The 18,946-nt window shown below is 60.6% G+C and carries 17 protein-coding genes; 10 read left to right on the top strand and 7 right to left on the bottom strand.

Going from position 1 to position 18,946, the window contains the following annotated elements; genetic code table 11:
• On the bottom strand, window positions 1-2,072 hold a 2,072-nt coding region (gene pheT / locus AC2FLX_RS19980; protein ID WP_496875511.1), incomplete at its 3' end, for a phenylalanine--tRNA ligase subunit beta.
• Window positions 2,073-2,334: 262 nt separating this feature from the next.
• Here pheT and AC2FLX_RS19975 point away from each other — a divergent pair.
• From AC2FLX_RS19975 to AC2FLX_RS19965, 3 genes are all read left to right on the top strand, one after another.
• The gene (locus AC2FLX_RS19975; RefSeq protein WP_496810617.1) at window positions 2,335-2,937 is read left to right on the top strand and encodes a hypothetical protein; all 603 of its coding nucleotides are present in this window, start codon (window positions 2,335-2,337) and stop codon (window positions 2,935-2,937) included.
• Between the two features lie 328 nt (window positions 2,938-3,265).
• Entirely contained in the window at window positions 3,266-3,868 is a 603-nt protein-coding gene (locus tag AC2FLX_RS19970) for a hypothetical protein (protein WP_480750727.1), read from the top strand.
• Between the two features lie 160 nt (window positions 3,869-4,028).
• The gene (locus tag AC2FLX_RS19965) at window positions 4,029-5,018 is read left to right on the top strand and encodes a S8/S53 family peptidase (protein WP_496747075.1); all 990 of its coding nucleotides are present in this window, start codon (window positions 4,029-4,031) and stop codon (window positions 5,016-5,018) included.
• A gap of 67 nt (window positions 5,019-5,085) precedes the next feature.
• Here AC2FLX_RS19965 and AC2FLX_RS19960 read toward each other — a convergent pair whose 3' ends face one another.
• A complete protein-coding gene (locus AC2FLX_RS19960; protein WP_480750729.1) occupies window positions 5,086-6,036 on the bottom strand; it encodes a GlxA family transcriptional regulator in 951 nt (316 codons plus the stop codon).
• Window positions 6,037-6,105: 69 nt separating this feature from the next.
• On the opposite strand from AC2FLX_RS19960, the gene AC2FLX_RS19955 reads away from it, so the two are divergent.
• The 4 genes from AC2FLX_RS19955 to AC2FLX_RS19940 are packed head-to-tail and all read left to right on the top strand — an operon-like array spanning window position 6,106 to window position 10,653.
• Window positions 6,106-6,888 (top strand): GntR family transcriptional regulator, encoded by a 783-nt coding sequence (locus AC2FLX_RS19955; RefSeq protein ID WP_480750730.1) that lies wholly within the window; start codon window positions 6,106-6,108, stop codon window positions 6,886-6,888.
• A gap of 10 nt (window positions 6,889-6,898) precedes the next feature.
• Window positions 6,899-7,816 (top strand): dihydrodipicolinate synthase family protein, encoded by a 918-nt coding sequence (locus AC2FLX_RS19950; protein WP_480750731.1) that lies wholly within the window; start codon window positions 6,899-6,901, stop codon window positions 7,814-7,816.
• A 3-nt stretch (window positions 7,817-7,819) separates the two neighbouring features.
• Window positions 7,820-9,316: an aldehyde dehydrogenase gene (locus tag AC2FLX_RS19945; RefSeq protein WP_496810616.1), complete on the top strand. Its 1,497-nt coding sequence runs from the start codon at window positions 7,820-7,822 to the stop codon at window positions 9,314-9,316.
• Window positions 9,313-10,653, top strand: coding sequence for an NAD(P)/FAD-dependent oxidoreductase (locus AC2FLX_RS19940; protein WP_496810615.1), 1,341 nt, complete (start codon window positions 9,313-9,315; stop codon window positions 10,651-10,653). The genes AC2FLX_RS19945 and AC2FLX_RS19940 overlap by 4 nt, the downstream gene beginning before the upstream one ends.
• Window positions 10,654-10,872: 219 nt before the next feature.
• Here AC2FLX_RS19940 and AC2FLX_RS19935 read toward each other — a convergent pair whose 3' ends face one another.
• The 3 genes from AC2FLX_RS19935 to AC2FLX_RS19925 form a co-directional block, all read right to left on the bottom strand.
• A complete protein-coding gene (locus AC2FLX_RS19935; RefSeq protein ID WP_496810614.1) occupies window positions 10,873-12,906 on the bottom strand; it encodes an oxidoreductase in 2,034 nt (677 codons plus the stop codon).
• A 140-nt stretch (window positions 12,907-13,046) separates the two neighbouring features.
• Window positions 13,047-14,603, bottom strand: a complete 1,557-nt coding sequence (locus tag AC2FLX_RS19930; RefSeq protein WP_496810613.1) for a trimethylamine methyltransferase family protein — start codon at window positions 14,601-14,603, stop codon at window positions 13,047-13,049.
• Between the two features lie 96 nt (window positions 14,604-14,699).
• Window positions 14,700-15,161, bottom strand: a complete 462-nt coding sequence (locus tag AC2FLX_RS19925; protein ID WP_496875510.1) for a hypothetical protein — start codon at window positions 15,159-15,161, stop codon at window positions 14,700-14,702.
• 115 nt (window positions 15,162-15,276) lie between these two features.
• Between AC2FLX_RS19925 and AC2FLX_RS19920 the strand changes: the two genes are divergently transcribed.
• From AC2FLX_RS19920 to AC2FLX_RS19910, 3 genes are all read left to right on the top strand, one after another.
• A complete protein-coding gene (locus AC2FLX_RS19920) occupies window positions 15,277-15,873 on the top strand; it encodes an NYN domain-containing protein (protein WP_496810611.1) in 597 nt (198 codons plus the stop codon).
• Window positions 15,860-16,213, top strand: coding sequence for an MmcQ/YjbR family DNA-binding protein (locus AC2FLX_RS19915; protein WP_496747051.1), 354 nt, complete (start codon window positions 15,860-15,862; stop codon window positions 16,211-16,213). Before AC2FLX_RS19920 ends, AC2FLX_RS19915 begins: the two co-directional genes overlap by 14 nt.
• A 316-nt stretch (window positions 16,214-16,529) precedes the next feature.
• The gene (locus AC2FLX_RS19910) at window positions 16,530-16,820 is read left to right on the top strand and encodes a hypothetical protein (protein WP_496810610.1); all 291 of its coding nucleotides are present in this window, start codon (window positions 16,530-16,532) and stop codon (window positions 16,818-16,820) included.
• A 252-nt stretch (window positions 16,821-17,072) separates the two neighbouring features.
• Here the strand turns inward: AC2FLX_RS19910 and AC2FLX_RS19905 are convergent, their stop codons facing one another.
• Complete coding sequence (locus AC2FLX_RS19905) at window positions 17,073-17,972, bottom strand: abortive infection family protein (RefSeq protein WP_496810609.1); 900 nt, start codon at window positions 17,970-17,972, stop codon at window positions 17,073-17,075.
• An 8-nt stretch (window positions 17,973-17,980) separates the two neighbouring features.
• Window positions 17,981-18,946: helicase-related protein (locus tag AC2FLX_RS19900; protein WP_496875509.1), on the bottom strand; the 966-nt coding region annotated here is incomplete at its 5' end.

Raw genomic sequence — 18,946 nt, 5'->3', positions numbered from 1 at the left:
GGCAACGGCACCTCTTCGGGCCAGATGGTAAAGGCCATCGCCGGTCCCTTGATATCCATGGCCTGCAACACGCGCGGGTGCAGCTCGCCAAATACGCCCAGAACCTTTTTCGGCCCCAGGCAGATCTTGCCGTGCCGACCCGGGTGCCACCAGCCCGGCCCGTCGCGCAGGATCTGCACCTTGGCCGGGGCGCCGATGGCGGCCAGCACAGCCTCGGCATCGGCCTTGGCGTCGAACACATCGACCGGGCGCGACGATCCCTGAACATCCTTGGGACCGGAACGGCCCACCAGCAGGCCGGTGATCTGGGTTTGCTGATCGCCCGGTTCGCCATCGTGGAACACCGGCCCCACCTCGAACAGGGCCAGATCCATGAAGCCGCGCGCCTGATTGCGAGCCGCCGCCTGCAACAGGCCCGGCAGCAGGTCGGGGCGCATGTGGCTCATCTCGGACGAGATCGGGTTTTCCAGCATCGTGGCGTCATCGCCGCCGCCGAACAGAGCCGCCGACGCCTTGTCGATGAAGGTATAGCTGACGCATTCGTTGTACCCAAGTGCCGCACAGGTGCGGCGAGCCATCGACTGGCGGCGCTGTGCCGGGGTCATCACAGGTTTCGGGATGCCTTCGGAAATGCGCGGCAAAGGTCTGCCCTGCAGCCTGGTCAGCGAGGCGATGCGCGCGACCTCTTCGACCAGATCGGCCTCGCCCATGATGTCGGGTCGCCAGCTGGGAACATGGGCCATGCTGCCCTCGAGCCGGAAGCCCAGCCGCGTCAGGGTCTGGCGCTGTTCGCTTTCGGGGATGTCCATGCCGACCAGCGATTGCACCCGCTCGGCATCCAGACGGAAGGCGCGCGCGTGGTTCGGCGCCTTGCCGGCCTCGACCACGTCCGACGCCTCGCCGCCGCAGATATCGAGGATCATCTGGGTGGCGTGTTCCAGCCCCTCGCGGGTGTATTCCGGATCGACCCCGCGTTCGAACCGGTAACGCGCGTCCGAGTTGATCTTGAGCGCCCGACCTGTCAGCGCGATCTGTACGTAATCCCAGAACGCGCTTTCGAGGAACACGTTGACCGTTTCCTCGGTACAGCCGGTTTCCATCCCGCCCATGATCCCGGCGATCGACTCGGGGCCGTTGTCGTCCGAGATCACCATCATTCCGGGCTGCAGGGTGTATTCCTTTTCATCCAGTGCCACGAGCTTTTCGCCACCCTTGGCACGATGGACCCGCAGGTCGCCCTGTACCTTGTCGGCGTCGAACACATGCAGCGGGCGATTGTAGTCGAAGGTCATGTAATTGGTGATGTCGACCAGCGCCGAGATCGGACGCAGGCCGATGGCGCGCAACTGATCCTGCAGCCATTGCGGGCTGGGGCCGTTTTTCACGCCGCGGATCAGGCGCCCGGTGAAATGCGGCGCGCCGTCCAGCGTGTCGTCATCGATCATCACCTTGATCGGACTTTTGAAGTCGCCCGGCACCGGCACATAGTCACGGATCTTGAGCGTGCCCAGACCGCGCGCCGCCAGATCACGGGCAATACCGGCCACGCCCAGCGCGTCGGGCCGGTTGGGGGTGATTGCGATCTCGATCACCGGATCGACCTTGGCCGGATCATTCTCGGCCAGCCAGTCGACAAAGCGATCACCGACCTCGCCCGTGGGCAGTTCGATGATGCCGTCATGTTCGTCCGAAAGCTGCATCTCGCGTTCGGAACACATCATGCCATAGCTTTCGATACCCCTGATCTTGCCGACACCGATGGTGGTGTCGATGCCCGGCACATAGACGCCCGGCTTGGCGACGACGACGGTGATCCCCTGGCGCGCGTTGGGGGCACCGCAGATGATCTGCAACTCGCCTTCGCTGGTATCCACCTTGCAGACACGCAGCTTGTCGGCGTCGGGGTGTTTTTCGGCATGCTTGACATATCCGAGCGTGAAATCCCCGAGTGCATCGGCCGGGTTCACGACCTCTTCGACCTCAAGGCCGAGGTCGGTCAGCGCCTCGACAATCTCGTCAACCGACGCTTCGGTATCCAGGTGATCCTTGAGCCAGGAAAGAGTGAATTTCATCGGTCGCAATCCGCCAGTAATCTCGGGTCGGAACGCGTTTAGCGGATAATACGATCAGGTGGAAGAGGCCGCCGCGCCGCGCCGGTGGCTTGAAAGGGAATCCGGCTTCGCCAGCCGCTTCCGCTCCGTATTTTCGACACCCTTGGTGCGTCAAAGCCACACCGGCAAAGCGTTTACGCGATTTTCAGACCCGTCGCCGACAGTTTTGGTATTCTGCAACTCCACTCGAGGGGATTCCGCATTGGGCAAGGACGTGACCGCAATGGTGACGCGACGCATTTTCCAATCAGGCTCGGCGGCCCGCGTTCGGTGGCTGACGGTGCTGGCCGCATCCATGTTGTATTTTCTGGCAACCTCCGCAACGGCCCAACAGGGGGGCGATGCCGGGTTGAGGTTTGGGATTCCACCTGTCCCGCCATTGGACACGCCTGTTCCGGCAACGGTCGAAGCAGACACGACATTCGAGGCGGACAGCAAATGGAGCTTTCGCAATCTTATTCCTAACGGGTGGAACGGGCCCAACTTTCAGTGGAAGTCGAATGACGCCACGCCATCAACTTATGTCAGTGAACGCCCCAAAAAACGCCGGGTGGAAGAGACAAGCCCGCTTGCCCTCAATCGGGGCCTGACCTTGCAGACGGAAACGACCAGGAACAGCACACTGTCTTTTTCACTGTTCGATCTGGCGCCCTCCTCGGACAGTGAACGCACGTGCGGATCGCTTGACCCGAATGAAACCGTGACCTGGACGGGACATTGCCGGCCCCGAGACTCACGGCCCATGCGCGATTCTCTTTCGCGGCTGTTTGATGGCTCGGCTGTCGAGAATGTTCGACTGAAGGTCCGGTATCTGTTTCAATTCTGAACTCAGTCAACCCGGTTGCGAAGAACTGGGACGAAAGAGGAAACGCAAAAACACGTTTTGCCGCATGATCGCCATCTTTGCTCGATTATCACCTCACAATTGCCGCGATTGTCATTTTTGATCGAACGACCCGAAATCCAGCTGCCAATTGGAGGGTATCGACAAAATGAGTCTCGTTGAGTTCCTGTTGCTGTGTGCGCCGGTGTTATTGCCACTGCTGCTTCCTGACACCGCCCGACGGGCCGAAGCGCAGCGCGCGACGCGCCATCGCCGCGAGTAGACGCGAGCGACCCGGACAATGAGGCCTGGTTCCGCACACAAGACCGGCATGCGCGCACCGCTCCCGCAAGCGCTGAACGGCACGCGCGGTGTCCTGTTGGCGGTTGTGGTGGTTTTCACCTGCATGCTGCCGGCTTTGGGGCAGGCGCAAAACCTGTGGTCCAAGACCTATTTCATCTCGGCGAATGACGGATCATCCCTGTCCAACAGCGTTCGCAAGATCGGGCGCGGTGGCTATGAGCTGGCCAATGGGCAGCGCGTGTCATTCGGACAATGGTACGGCAGCCGGTGGGCGGACACCCATTTTACCTGGATGACCGAGTTGCACCCGAATTTTGGCGTCTATTGGGGCTTCAGCACCGGTGAACGTGGAGAGAAATACACGATTGATCCGGCGTTGAGGCTGGGGTTCGTGTATCAGACACAGCCGACCCCCAGCAGCACGCTGTCGCTTTCTGTGCTTGGCCTGATCGGTGGCAATCTGAGCGAGGACAGCTGTGCCGCAGACTATGGCGCCATCGGTGGCGTCCAGACGGTGAACTGCCGGCTTGCTGCATCTACCCTGCCACCCGAAGAGACGCTGAATTACATGCTCGACGAGTCACCTATGGAACGGTTGCAGCTTCACGTACGCTACCTGTTCCGGTTTTGACAACAATCCGTGAAAGCCTATGGGATTAGCCCGAGTGACGCACATAAACTCCAAAAATACACTCCAAAACGCCCATATGTCTGCATTTTTGCCCAAATTTCACCTTAGTCTTTCATTCTTATTGGATTGCCCCAAGTCCAGCTGCCAATTGGAGGGCCAGATGAAATTAAAGTATTTGACACCCGTGCTTGCCTCTGCCGTCGCGCTTGCGGCCTTTGCACCAACCCCGGTTATTGCCGAAGACAGCCCCTTGCTGATCGCCGCGCGTGGCGGGAACAAGCCAGACAAACCCGGCAACGGCGGCGGTGAAGACCCCGCGCCAAGCACCCCAACATATTACTCCTGGATGCACGCAGACATTCAGAGCGCCTGGAGCGACGGATATCTGGGCCAGAACGTGACTGTCACGGTGGTCGACGATTTCAACAGTCGCACAAAGCTGTTCGGCAATCTGGGCGAGGGCCTGAAACGCAAGCGGCATGGTGAGTGGACCTCGGCGCAGATTTCGATGCTCACCCCATCTGCAACGATGGTGTCGCATGAATTCACCTCTGGCGCCGGGTTTGCGTTGGGCGACGGGTTCAACGTGATCAACGCCAGCTATGGCTGGGTGGAATTTCCGGCTGCCTTCGGCGGTCTGGACGCACAGGAAATCTCGATCGTCGACTATGCCTTTGACGGATCGGCCTTTGTATCGAAATCCGCCGGCAACGAAAGCGTCGCCATCGGGGATGTCATCGCCTCGGGCACCTATGCGGGCCAGATTGATTACCTTGCGACAAACCTGATCGGCGCGCCGTCAGCCGTGTTTGTCGGCGCCCTTGACGGGCATGGCACGGCCGCGAACAAGGCGTCGCTTGCCAGCTATTCCAACTATGCCGGGACCAATGCTACGGTTCAGGGGCAGTTCCTGGTGGTCGGCGTCGAAAGTGGCACGACCGGCCTGGCGGGAACATCATTTGCCGCGCCAATGGTCGCCAGCTATGCGGCGGTTCTGTCGAACAAATTTTCGGGGGCAACCCCCACCGCCATCGCCAATCAGCTTTTAACAACAGCGCGCACGGATACTATCCTCGGTTACAATCCCGCGATTCACGGTCAGGGGGAGGCGAGCTTGTCGAACGCTTTGGCCCCCGTGTCGATCAACTGAACACGCACCCCGTGCGACGCTGCAGAAGCCCCCGGACCATCGCCGGGGGCTTCACCTTTTGAAGCGGTTATGACAGGCGGTCCCGCTGCAGCGACGGGTTGACGCCAAATGCGGCGCGATACACCCGCGAGAAATGGCCGGGGCTTTCAAAACCGCAGGCAAAGGCAACCTCGGTGATCGACGCCTCGGTCTGCAGTAACAGGTGGCGGGCGCGTTCCAGACGCATCTCCATGAAGTATTTCTTGGGAGAGGTGTTCAGATATTTGCCGAACAAGCGCTCAAGCTGGCGTGTCGAAATCCCGACCTCGTCGGCGATGGCCGATGGCGACACCGGATTGTCCAGATGGTCATGCATGATCTGGATCGCCTTGGCGAGATGCCGGTTTCGTATGCCGCTGCGCGATTGCAACGACACTCTTTGGGCTGCGGTAGCGTTGCGCACGGCGTTGTAAACCATCTGATCGGCCACGGCGAGTGACAGGTCATAGCCGTGATCGCGTTCAATCAGGTGCAGCATCAGATCTGCCGTCGCGGTGCCGCCGGATGCGGTGATGTGCCTTTCATCGACCACAAAGACGTTCCGCACCAGATTCACCTCGGGAAATTCCTCCATGAAACTGTCGTGGTATTCCCAGTGGATCGCTGCCTGCTGCCCGTCCAGGAATCCGGCCCGAGCCAGAATATAAGCGCCCGAGCACAGCGCCCCGATCGGGGTGCCGCGGGACCGCGCGCGGCGCAGCGCGGCGATAAGGCCGCGATTGTCCTGTTCATTCATGTGAATCCCGGACAGCACGAACAGCCGGTCACAGGCGGGCAATTCGGAGAAGGCGTGATGCACCAGCGTGACCGAATCGTTCGACGCCGTCGCGGTCTTGCCGTCAGCCGAGGCATAGGACCAACGATACAATGTGCGGCCACTGACCAAGTTGGCAATGCGCAACGGGTCCACCGCGCAGGAAAACGCCATATGGGTGAATTCCTCGACCAAAGCGAAGACGAAATGCTGCGGGTCCGCCATCACCGTTATTCCTTTTTGACCACCGGAGTATCAAATCGCACGATTTAGGATTGTATGCAAGATGTATTCATGATTAGTACACATCGTATCCCAAAAGAATCGACCCTGTTTGGGCTCGACCAGCCACCGAAGGCTTTGAACATGAAAGATACCGGAAAACACCGCAAAGCCGAGGTGCACGATTACCTCAGGACCAACATCCTGACTTTGGTGCTGGCGCCCGGCGAGGATCTGGACGAGGTGAGCCTGTGCAACAGGTTCGACCTGTCCCGCACCCCGCTGCGCGAGGTGTTCCGCGAACTGGCGGGTGAGGGTTATATCGAACTGCGCGCGGGACGCGGGGCGCGGGTTTCCGAAATGTCCCACACCACCTTGCGTGATTTCTTTTTGGCGGCACCGATGATCTATGGCGCGGTTCTGCAACTGGCGGCCAAGAACGCAACGCCTGCGCAGATCGACAAGCTGAAAGCGGCGCAGGAGGATTTCAAGGACGCCCTGCACAGCGGTTCAAGCGCGGATCGGGCCATGGCCAACAACCGTTTTCACGAGATCACCGGCGAGATGGCCGACAACATCTATCTGCTGCCATCGTTTCGGCGGTTGCTGATCGACCACGCCCGCATTTCCATGACTTTCTATCGCCCGCAAAGCGCAGCGATGGCTGAAAACGTGGCCCAAGCCAGCACCCAGCACGACGCCATCATCGCTGCGATCGAAACCGGGGACGATGCCGCCGCCGCCCAGCTGGCAATCGATCACTGGAACCTGTCGCGCGACCAGATCGAGCTGTTCGTCATGCCCGCCGGGCTGGATGTGCCGCTGGGAACGGTTGCACGCAAAACCACTGCCTAGAGGACTTCGAATGACCCCAATCTTTCAATTCCACGGGATCTATACGCCTGTCGTGACACCTTATCACGAGAACGGCTCCGTCAACTGGGACGGTCTGGCGAATGTCATCGACTATCTGATCGACAACGGCGTTCACGGCCTGATCTCGGGCGGATCGACCGGCGAGAACTATGCCCAGACTGTGAGTGAGCGGCTGGATCTGGCGCGGTTCACGCGCGACCGGCTGAAAGGGCGGCTGCCGCTGGTGGTGGGCACCGGCGCGATGCTGACGCCGGATTCGATTGCCTTGGCCTCGGGCGCCCGCGAGATCGGCGCGGATGCGATCCTGCTGGCCTCGCCTCCTTATTCTGTGCCGACCGACCGGGAAAATGCGCTGAACGCTCTGACCATCGACAAGGCCGCCGACCTGCCGGTGATGCTGTACAACTATCCGCACCGCACCGGCACCATGATGGGCGAAGAGTTCCTGGACCGCGTGGGACGCAGTCGGAATTTCTGCGGCATCAAGGAAAGCTCGGGCGATATCAACCGGGTGCACCTGCTGGCGCGGGATTATCCGCATATCCAGCTGGGCTGCGGAATGGACGATCAGGCACTGGAGTTCTTTGCCTGGGGTGCGCCGTTCTGGGTGTGCGGCGGGTCGAATTTTCTGCCGCGCGAACACGTAGCGTTGTACGAGGCCTGTGTCGTGCGGGGCGATTTTGCCAAGGGCCGACGGATCATGTCGGCGATGATGCCGCTGATGCGGGTGCTGGAACAGGGCGGCAAGTTCATCCAGACCATCAAGCATGGCGTCACCATGAACGGCATTCAGGCCGGTCCCGTTCGGCCCCCACTCAAAGGGCTGAACAAGGACGACAAGCGCGCGCTGGAACAGGTGACGCGCGTGCTGAAACAGAAAATCTCCGACATCGTGGCAGAGGGCTGAGCTATGACATTGCTGACGCAGGACGAATACAAATCCATCGCCGCCAATCTGGACCTGCCCACCGGAGCGTTCATCGACGGCAAATTCTGCCCGGCAATCTCGGGCGAGACTTTTGTGACAACGAACCCCGCCACGGGTGAGGAATTGACCCGCATCGCTGCCTGTGGCGCGGCGGACGTGGACCTTGCTGTCGAAAAGGCGCGCGAAGCGTTCGACGACGGGCGCTGGTCGAAACTGCACCCTTCCGATCGCAAGGATGTTCTGATCCGGCTGTGCAAGTTGATGACCCGCAATGCGCGAGAGCTGGCGGTGATGGAAAGTATCGAAAGCGGCAAGACCATCTATGACTGTGAGACGGTGGATGTGCCGGAAACCATCCACTGCATCAAATGGCATGCCGAGGCGATCGACAAAATTTACGATCAGGTCTCGCCTGCCAGCGACAACCACATCGCCATGGTGGTCCGCGAACCGATTGGCGTGGTGGGGCTGGTGCTGCCGTGGAACTTTCCTCTTTTGATGCTGGCGTGGAAAATCGGCCCCGCACTGGCGGCGGGATGTTCGGTGGTCGTGAAACCGGCGGCGGAAACGACCCTGACCGCGCTGCGTGTCGCGGAACTCGCGATGGAGGCCGGCCTGCCCCGCGGCGTGCTGAACATCGTGCCTGGTGGTGGCGCCGAAGTGGGCGAACCCATCGGGCGGCATATGGACATCGACATGGTCTCGTTCACCGGCTCGACCGTGACCGGCAAAAGGTTTCTGACCTATTCGGCGGAATCCAACGCCAAGGAGGTGGTGCTGGAGATGGGCGGCAAGAACCCTGCCATCGTCATGGATGACGCCGAAAACCTCGACCGCGTGGCAGCGCATGTGGTGAACGGCGCGTTCTGGAACATGGGCGAGAATTGCTCGGCATCGTCGCGCCTGATCGTGCACAAGGATGTCAAGGCCGAGTTGCTTGACCGGATCGCGCATCATGCCAGGCAATGGAACGTGGGTGATCCGCTTGATCCGGAAACCCGCATGGGCGCGCTGGTCTCGGCGGCACATTTCGACAAGGTCTGCGGTTATCTTGAGCAGGCCGACAAGGTGGTTCTGGGCGGCAAGGCGAACAATGGCTTTGTCGAGGCGACGGTGGTCGAGGTGCCGGGCAACGACGTCAAACTGGCCCGCGAGGAGATTTTTGGACCGGTGCTGAGCGTGATCGAGGTATCCGGCTTTGACGAGGCCATCGGGATTGCAAATGACACCGATTACGGCCTCTGCGCCTCGATCTTCACCGCCAATGTCAAACGCGCAATTCGCGGGGCTCGGGCGATCCGGGCGGGCACGGTCACGGTCAACAGCTTTGGTGAGGGCGACATCACCACACCCTTTGGCGGCTACAAGCAGTCGGGCTTTGGCGGTCGCGACAACTCGGTTCATGCTCATGACCAATATACCCAGTTGAAAACCATCTGGATCGATCTGGCGGACGATGCTGACGAGGCCTTGGATTGATCAGGTACACCGCCAAACGCCTGCCCCGGCAGACCGGCGCCGCGGGATGGAACGCCATCCTGCCGCCTCAGGACCCGCTGCCGGTTCTGGAGCAGGACCAGACCGCCGATGTCACCGTCATCGGCGGCGGTTTCGCCGGCTTGTCGGCCGCGCGTCGGCTGTATCAACTGGACCCGTCGCTGAAAATCGCGATTGTCGAGGCGGGCCGCTTTGCCGAAAGCTCGGCCGGGCGCAATTCAGGCTTCATGATCGACCTGCCGCATGATCTGGTGTCGGACAATTACGCCGGCGACGCGCTGGAGGCCGACCGTGCCGCCATTGCGCTGAACCGCCGGGCTATCGCTTTTGCAAAGGAGGTGGCCGCCGAGTGTGACCTGACGGAGGAAATCTTTGATCCCTGCGGTAAGTACAACGCCGCCGCGACGCGGGCCGGGGACCGGCACAACCGGGACTATGCCGCGCATCTGAAGCGTCTGGGAGAGCCCTGCACCTTGCTGGATCAGGCGCAGATTGGCGAAGTCACCGGCAGCCCGCATTACACCTCGGGCGTGTTCTGCCCAGGTACGGTGATGATCCAGCCCGCAGGTTATATCCGTGCGCTGGCGAACCGATTGGTGGACCAGATCCAGGTTTACGAGAACACGCCGGTCACCGGCTTTGAGAAACAGGGCGCGGGCTGGCAGGTGACGACACCCAAGGCACGCATCGCCACCGGGCGGATCGTTCTTGCCAATAACGGCCATCTGGAAAGTTTCGGCTTTTTCCGGCGGCAACTGATGCATATCTGCCTTTACGCCTCGATGACAGAACGGCTGACGGCAGAACAGGTCAGGACATTGGGCGGGCAACCGCGATGGGGTGTGACTCCCGCCGATCCGATGGGTACCTCTGTGCGGCGGATTTCCGGCCGCTATGGCGACCGCATCCTGATCCGCACCTGCGCCACTTTCAATCCCACCATCGAGACCAGCAACATGCGGCTGCGCAATGCAGGCTGGGTGCATGATCGCAAGTATCGCGAGCGATTCCCGCACCTGCCCGGCGTCAAGATGGAGTATCGCTGGGCCGGTATGCTTTGCCTCAGCCGCAATGGCTCCGCCGCTTTCGGTGAACTGGATCAGGGGGTGTTTTCCGCCTGTTGCCAGAACGGGCTGGGCACCGTCCGTGGCACGTTGCAAGGCATGGGCGTGGCGGAGCTGTTGCTGGGGAACGGGTCCGAGATAGCCAATCACTTCCTGGCCGAAGCTGACATGCCCCGCCTGCCCCCCGAGCCCTTCGCCTCGCTCGGCGCCAACAGCTATCTGGTGTGGAAGGAATGGCGCTCGGGCAAGGAATGAGGTGTGAGGGGGCGCTGCCCCCGCCGCCTGCGGCGGCTCCCCCGGGGTATTTTGACCAGAAAGAAGCAAGATCCGGGCCTTGTGGGTCCCGGATCAATTCAGTTGAGGGCAAGCTCAACTTGGCTATTTACCAGCCGTCAACGTTTAGACCTGCCCTGGGGTGATCGGACGCTCCGGTCCGGCCTGCGGGAAGCATGCCGCAAAGATTCAGAGATCACCTCAGAAATCCTTACACAGCCGCAGCGCGTCCAGAATGGCGGCATGCATGTTTCGACCCGTTATCGCATCGCCGATGCGGGCCAGAACAAACCCGCCGTCCGGGTTGAGATCGGGAAACACGGCCCTGCCTCCGACCAGTGCGATCTGATCCAGTTGCCCAAGGTTGCGCGAGGCCGCTTTGAGATCGAGATAGAGCCCGTCGGCAGGCACCAGCCCGCATTCAACCACCACATGATCCACCACGCGCTGCTCTGCCGCTCCGGTCAGCACGTTGCGCAGGCTCGCGTGTTTCTTTCCCTCTGCGTCGGTCACCGAGGCCAGTTCGTGCAGACAGGTATACTGCGTTCCGGCATTGGCCAGCCGGCGCAGGATCACGGCCGAGTTTGTGGGGCCAAGATCGTGGAACAGGCTGCGATCGGGCGTCACCAATTCAAGTTTGCAGCCCATGTCGGCCAGCGCATCTGCCGTCACCGCCGCGGGCTGATCGCCGGTCTCGTCAAACAAAAGCACGTTGCCCGAGGGGCGCTGCCCGCCATTCAGAACATCCCAACTGCTGACAGTCAGATGCCCGCCGGGTATGTCTGGTGGTTCGGGCCAGCCGCCGGTGGCAACAACCACCAGATCCGGCTTTTCCGCCAGAACGTCCCCGGCTTCGGCATAGACATTGGTGCGCAGCTCTGCGCCCAGGCGCACGGCCTCGGCCACCAGCCAGTCGGTGATGCCCTGAACCTGTCGCCGGACGGTTCCCCGCGCCGCAAGCAATAGTTGCCCGCCGAGTTGCGGCGCCGCTTCGAACAACACTACCTTATGGCCGCGCGCGGCACAGACCCGCGCCGCTTCCAGCCCGCCGGGGCCGCCGCCCACGATCACAACGGTTTTACGCCTGTCTGCAACATGGATCACATGTGGCAGCATCGCCTCGCGCCCGGTGGCGGCGTTGTGACCGCAGACGGCGGGTTTGCCCTGGTTGACCCGGTCGACGCAGTACCCAAGCCCGACGCAGGGCCGGATGAATTCCTCTTCGCCGCGCTGAAGCTTGGACACCAGATGCGGGTCGGCCATGTGCGCGCGGGTCATCCCGACCAGATCGACATGCCCTGCTTCTAGCGCGTGGCGCGCGGTTGCAAGGTCGGCTATCCCGCCAGCATGGATCACCGGCAATCCGGTTTCGCGCCGGATCAGTCCGGCGATGGGCAAATGAGGAGCCGAAGGCATGCCCATCGGCGGCACCCATCCGGCAAGCCCCAGATCGTCGTAAGGCGCGCCCGCCATAACGTTGAAGAAATCCACCAACTCCGCATCCGCCAGCATGCACGCGGCGGTCGCACATTCCAGCGCCTCGATGCCGCCATTAACCAGTTCGTCCCCGGTCAAACGGATGCCCAGCAGAAGCTCGTCGCCCACGGCCCCGCGTACAGCCTGCAGAACCTCGACCGTCAGCCGGAGGCGATTTTCAAGCGCGCCGCCGTATGCGTCGTCCCGGTCATTGACCAGTGGCGACAGGAACTGGCCCAGAAGGTGCGAGTGGGACAACACCTCGATCCCGTCAAAGCCGCCGTCGCGGCACCGGCGCGCCGCCTGTGCAAAATCCTGCACAACGCGCGCGATGTCTTCGGGCTCCATCACCTTGGGAAAGGCCCGATGCGCCCGTTCCCGCCGACCCGACGGGCCGATCACCGGCAACCAGTGCCCATCATCCCAGGCCGTGCGGCGCCCCATATGGGTGATCTGGCACATGATCGCCGCACCGTGCGATTTTACCCCGTCGGTCAGCTTGCGGAACCACGGAACGATGCTGTCGTCACCGGCATACAACTGGCCGAAGACCGATGGACTGTCGGGGGCAATGTTTGTGGACCCGCCGATCATTGTCATCCCGACCCCGCCCTTGGCCTTTTCCTCGTGATACAGCCGATAGCGGTCACGGGGATGACCGTCCTGAACGTAATTCGGCGCATGTGCGGTGCTGACGATGCGGTTTCGGATCGTCAGGTTGCCCAATCGGAACGGTTCCAAAAGCGGATCACGCACCATCAGTTTCTCTCCGATATCTTGTCTCGCGGGATGCTGCCCGTGACCGGCTTTGCGCCTTATGTTTCCGCAGTACACCAGTTTTCACCGACATCCCAAAAAAAACGGCCCGCCCGAATTGAGGCGGGCCAGTCGGGGAGGGTTCAATAACTCTGGTTCAACTCGTCCGCTGCCGGGATTTCCCTTTCGCGCCGGGCGATGTAATCGAGCAGCGCTTCGTTCTTTGCCACATCAAGCCGAGGCTCCTCGTATTCGGCCAACAGTTTGCGGGCGCGGGTCAGGGCACGTTCGGTGATTTCCACCTCGCCCTCGGCCACCCATTGTTCGATCGAGTTGTTGTCAAACAGCTCGGGCATGAAGAAGGCCTCCTGAAAGTTGTCCTGCGTGTGGGGATGGCCCAGATAGTGACCGCCCGGCCCGACATCCGGCACCGCCGCAATCGCCTGATCGAAATCGTGCCATTTCGGTCCTTCGGCCATGCGATAGGCCATTGCGCATTGTTCGGAATCGACGATGAACTTGGCGACAGAGCAATGCATTCCGGCCTCGTTCCAGCCTGCCGAGTGCCAGATGTAGTTGGCGCCGGCATGGATCACCGCCTGCAGGGTGGTGGCGCTTTCATACCCCGCCTGTGCATCAAAGGTCTTGGCGCCACCAAGCGTGTTCGAGGTGCGCCACGGCACGTCGTAATGCCGCGCCATCTGGCCGATCATGAAATTCATCAGGGAAATCTCTGGTGTGCCGGCCATCGGCGCGCCCGATTTCATGCTGACGGTCGACAGGTAGTGGCCATAAATCGCGGGCGCACCCTTGCGGATCACCTGGGTATAGGCCAGCGCGCTCAGCGCCTCGGCGTTGAGCTGCGCCACCGTGGCCGGGACGCTGGCAGGCGTATTGGCCCCGCCCAGCACGAAGGGCGAGCAGAGCACCGGCTGGTTGCGGCGGCAGAAGGCGCGCATCGCCCCCAGCATGGTCTCGTCCCAGACCAGCGGCGAGTTGCCGTTGCAATTGCCTGTCACCACCGGGTGGCTGTCGATGAAATCGTCACCGAACAGGATCGCGCACATCTCGATCACGTCCTCGGCATTCCGGGGGCTGGTGGTCATGCCCATGAATGTCTTGTCCGAATGTTTCATCGACGAATAGGTGATGCGCAGGTGTCGTTGGCTGATCGGGTGGTCGTAAGGCTCGACAATATGATGCGCCGAACTGTGCAGCGCGGGCATCATGTGGCTGAGCTTGTGGAACATCGCCAGGTCGTCCAGCGTCGGATTCCGGCGCACGTCGTCGAGATCGCGCAGGAAGGGCGCGCCGGTCATCGGAACAAAGATCGAATGCCGCCCACCAAGGCGCACATTTTTCCTGGCATCGCGAGCGTGATAAGTGAAATCCGACGGGATTGTCCTGACCAACTCCCGCACCAGGCCGCGGTCGAGATAGACCAGTTCTCCGACAACCTTGGCCCCGGCCCGTTTCCAGTCCTCCAGCGCGATCGGGTCACGGAACTGAACGCCCACGTTTTCCAGAATGTTCATCGAGGCGGCATCGATCATCTCGATCTGAGCACCGTCCATCACCTCGCACAAGGGCAGGTTCCGCGTCAGCCCCGGCAGCATGTCAAACTTTGGGGCGGTCCGGACCGCGCGACGCGCCGAGCGTCCTCCTGAACGGGACCGGGGTTTTGCCGCAAGATCGTTCATGTCTGTCTCCTCCGTCATAAAGACAGCATGCCGCCCGCCCGCATGGACCGCGTGCAGGTTTGCGAAACATGCTTGCAGAAAGCGACGCGGGCGCGGCTAGGGCCGATGCGCGTCGTCCAGCCAGTCGTTGATCCGTTGCACCAACTGCGCGCGCGGGGCACTGGTAAAGCCGTATTCCATCGGCAATTTGCCCTGATCGCCCACCAGAACCAGCCGTTCAAGGCGGGCGTTTTCGCTCCACTGCGCCTGCAGGGCGGCGCGCGAGATCTCGGCCAGCGGCAGGGTCGAGGACTTGCGCCCGGTCAGCCGCGCCTCGGTCCGGGTCAGTGTTCCGCTGGCGCGGTCGAAGGTCAGGCGCTGGAACGGAAAGGAATGATGCGCCATGGCCAGAGCGCCCAGCCCCAGCGCGGCGACCAGCAAGGTTTCGGCCATGCCATCCGTCTGACCGAACAGCGCCACCCACAGGCACAGCCCGCCCATGAACCAGACGAGCCCGGCCATGATGCGGGGCCGATCCTCGACAACCAGCCGCTGGGGCGTATGCTCCACGATCTTCATGACACCGGGTATAGCAAGGGTTTTGGGCGGGAGTTGGGCGGGCGCATTCACTCACACCCGCGCGCGGGCCATTGAAATTTCTTGCAGTCATGCGCCGTTCAGGTATCTACCTCCTATGGTTGTTTGGCTTATTGTTTTGATCGCTTCACTGGGCCTGTCGATTTGGTCCGTCCTGGCATTTGGCCGGATTCTCACGCTGCCCCTGCTGGCCGGGGCTCTGGGCGTTGTCATCGCCATCCTGTCCGTTATCCGGCGTCGGCTCAGACGGCCCGTTCCCTGGGTGGTCGTTGACGGATCAAATGTCCTGTATTGGGAGGACGAGACACCATCCCTGCACTCGGTTCGGCTGGTCATTGAAAAGCTGGTCGCCAACGGACTTGAGCCGATTGTCTGGTTCGATGCGAATGTCGGATATCTGGTTCGAAACCAATACATGGGACCTGCCAAGCTGTCCAAGGTGCTGCGTTATCCGGTTCGGCAGATTTCAGTTGCGCCAAAGGGGACCCCGGCCGATCCCCTGCTGATCGAGGATGCGCAGAATCGCAACGCGCGGATAGTAACAAACGACAGGTTTCGCGATTGGGCAGAGCGTTACCCACAGGTTCTGCAATCCGACCTGTTTCTGCGCGGAACGATAAACCGCAGGTCCGTGACGCTTGAGCTTGATAACTGCAAGCGAGGCCCTCAGGATCAAAGCCATGACCCGAGATGAGTTCAACACCTTTTGCGCCGGCCTCAAGGCCACCACCCACGTCGTGCAATGGGGCAATGCGGATGTGTGGAAAGTGGGGGCCAAGGTCTTTGCGATCTGTGGCTGGAACGAGGGAAAGGATGCCTTTACTTTCAAGGTCACCGATCTGACGTTTGAAGTACTTCAGGATGAGCCCGGCATCCGCCCCGCCCCCTATCTGGCATCGCGGGGGATGAAATGGCTGCAGGTCTATGAAGACCGCGGCATGAGCGACGCCTCGCTGCGCGAGCATATCGTGACCTCTTATGATCTGGTCGTGGCCGGATTGACCCGGAAGATGCGGGCGGAGTTGGGGGTTTAGGGCGGGTTTTACCCCATCTTTCGTTTTGGCGGCCTCGGAATGATGGGTTGAAAACCCATCCTGCGCTTATTGGAACGTGTGTTCGGGTTCGTCATGGCAGCCGTTTGGAATCACAATCTGTGAATTCAAAGGTGGAGCAGGCGCTGGAGTGCAACCCTGAAGGGACAGCTGCCCGGATGCGGTGAGGCGTGTGGTTGAAAATCGGCGCAAATCTTTGGTATCAATGCGAGATTTCGAGCTGCCGTGCTAGGGTGCACGCGGCGGGGCCGTTTCGGCCGCGTTACATGGCAATTTCGCCAGACGACGGAGGAAAGTGATGTTTGCACGAATTACCCAATACAAAATGAAGCCCGGTACGCGCGAGGCGGCGACGGCGAAGATGAACGCATTGAAATCCGACATCATGGGTATGCCCGGCATACACAGCTTTACCAACGTGATGAACGAGGATGGTTCGGGCTATGTGATCTCGGTGGTCGAAAGCGAAGAGATCTCGAACGCAAACGCGCCCAAAGTGGCCGAGCTGTGGGGCCATTTCTCTGAGTTCATGGAAGGCCCGCCGACGCCGGTTGGGTATGATGTGATTGCCCATTGGGATAAGGGGTAACGGTAAGGGCGGGGGGTTCCCGCCCTTTCTTTTAGTTGGAGAGAACAGCGCTTTGGACCTCATGCGTGCTGGGCAGGTTTTTCGGGCTCGTCATGGCAGCCGTTTGGAATCACGATTTGTGATTTTAGACGTGGCGGAGGGTGGAGGTGAGTGGCAAGGGTGGAGTGTGGGGTGTGTAGGATGGGAGATTTCACCCAGCATCGTGCGTCATCGGAAGAGACGGGTGCGAGCACCCATCCAACACTTGCTTGGTCAATTGTCGCTAAGGAGCTTGTCGTTGGGGAAGCGCTTTTCCCATGTTTCGACCAAAAACAAAGCGGTTGATGTAGCTGTACTGACGGCAAGGCGTGCTATCCTTGGATCTAACCTTCTAAACCCACGCTCTCTTCCATGAGCCGTTCCAGCATGAGTACGCAGTGCTCCAATGCCCTGAACGGTATTAAACAACGCACTGAGTACGGTTCTTACGTCTGCTTCGATTTCTGTGTCAGTTATGTCCTTGTTAGGTGACAATCCAAGCGGTTCACGAACTTCTTTGTACAGAGACTTAATATCCAAGCTTCTCGGGAGTTCCATTTGCCTTGAGATTAATACTGAGCGACATACACTCTCAAGCATAGAGCACGCCGCTGTGACGGCTGCTTCAGGATCTTTTTCCAAGTTTTCAAACGCCCTTTGAAACTCTCTTTCCACAGTATCAAGCGTCCACTCTGCACTGATCCTCATCAAGTGCGGTGCAGCAGAATGGCTAGGAAGTGCTGCAAGCTCAGAGATCAGTTTTTCAAAAGGTAAGTCCTCCAAGGCGGCAGAGTTTAGCAGCGCCTCGACATACTCAGCGTTGGAGCTCCATGCGTCTGATTGCAGTGCTTGCGTCGCCCTTTCAATCTCGTCATCGCGATCCGAGTTTTTCTGTTTCCAAAGTAGATTCAATAACTCAATTACTAGATGCGGGGGCGACAACTCTATGAATGCAAGAAGCCGGTTGAATTTGGACGTGCCCTTCTCACTAAATGCGTCTGAATAGATGTTAATCTCAAAGTGGTCGTCAAAAAATTCTGCAAAAGTCTTGTTCGAAAAGTTCAAAACGTACCCTGGTGTAGGACAAAACCAATCTCGAATTTGATCTCTTTGATAGTGTTTTATCTTTGCCATACAACGCTTTACCTCTTCCGCCGCTTCACATTCCCACCCCTTTGCCCCGGCCTGCCAGCCGTGGACCGGCCACGCGATTTCACTGCGTCTTCGGAGGCTTTCTCGACCGCCCATTGGCGGGCCATGGGGTCGTCGGCGATGGCGAGATCGACCGCTTCCAGACGCTTGATCTCATCGCGGATGTTGGCGGCTTCTTCGAATTCCAGATTCTCGGCGGCTTTGCGCATCTGGTCGCGCAGCCCGTTCAGGTGCGCCTCGAGGTTGGCGCCGTGCATCGGTTTGTCGATGGTGGCGGTGACGCGGTTCATGTCCACGTCGCCCTCATACAGCCCGGCCAGAACATCCTCGACATTCTTTTTCACGGTCGCGGGCGTGATACCGTGTTCCTCGTTATAGGCCATCTGCTTGGCGCGGCGGCGGTCGGTTTCGGCCAGCGCGCGTTCCATCGAGCCGGTGATCTTGTCGGCATACATGATCACCCGGCCATCGGCGTTGCGCGCGGCGCGGCCGATGGTCTGAACCAGCGAGGTCTCGGACCGCAGAAAGCCTTCCTTGTCGGCATCCAGAATGGCGACCAGCCCGCATTCGGGAATGTCGAGCCCTTCACGCAGCAGGTTGATGCCGACCAGCACGTCGAAGGCACCCAGACGCAGGTCGCGCAGGATCTCGATCCGTTCCAGCGTGTCGATATCGGAATGCATGTAGCGGACCTTGATACCTTGTTCGTGCAGGTATTCGGTCAGATCCTCGGCCATGCGTTTGGTCAGCGTGGTGACCAGCGTGCGATAGCCATCGGCGGCGACCTTGCGCACCTCGTCCAGCAGGTCGTCGACCTGCATCGACACGGGGCGGATTTCGACCTGCGGGTCCAGCAGGCCGGTGGGGCGGATCACCTGTTCGGTGAAGACGCCGCCGGTCTGGTCGAGCTCCCACGCGGCGGGGGTGGCCGAGACGAACACGGATTGCGGGCGCAT

This window comes from Ruegeria sp. YKSF57 (genome assembly GCF_059612585.1).
This window is presented reverse-complemented; position numbering and strand designations above follow the sequence as displayed.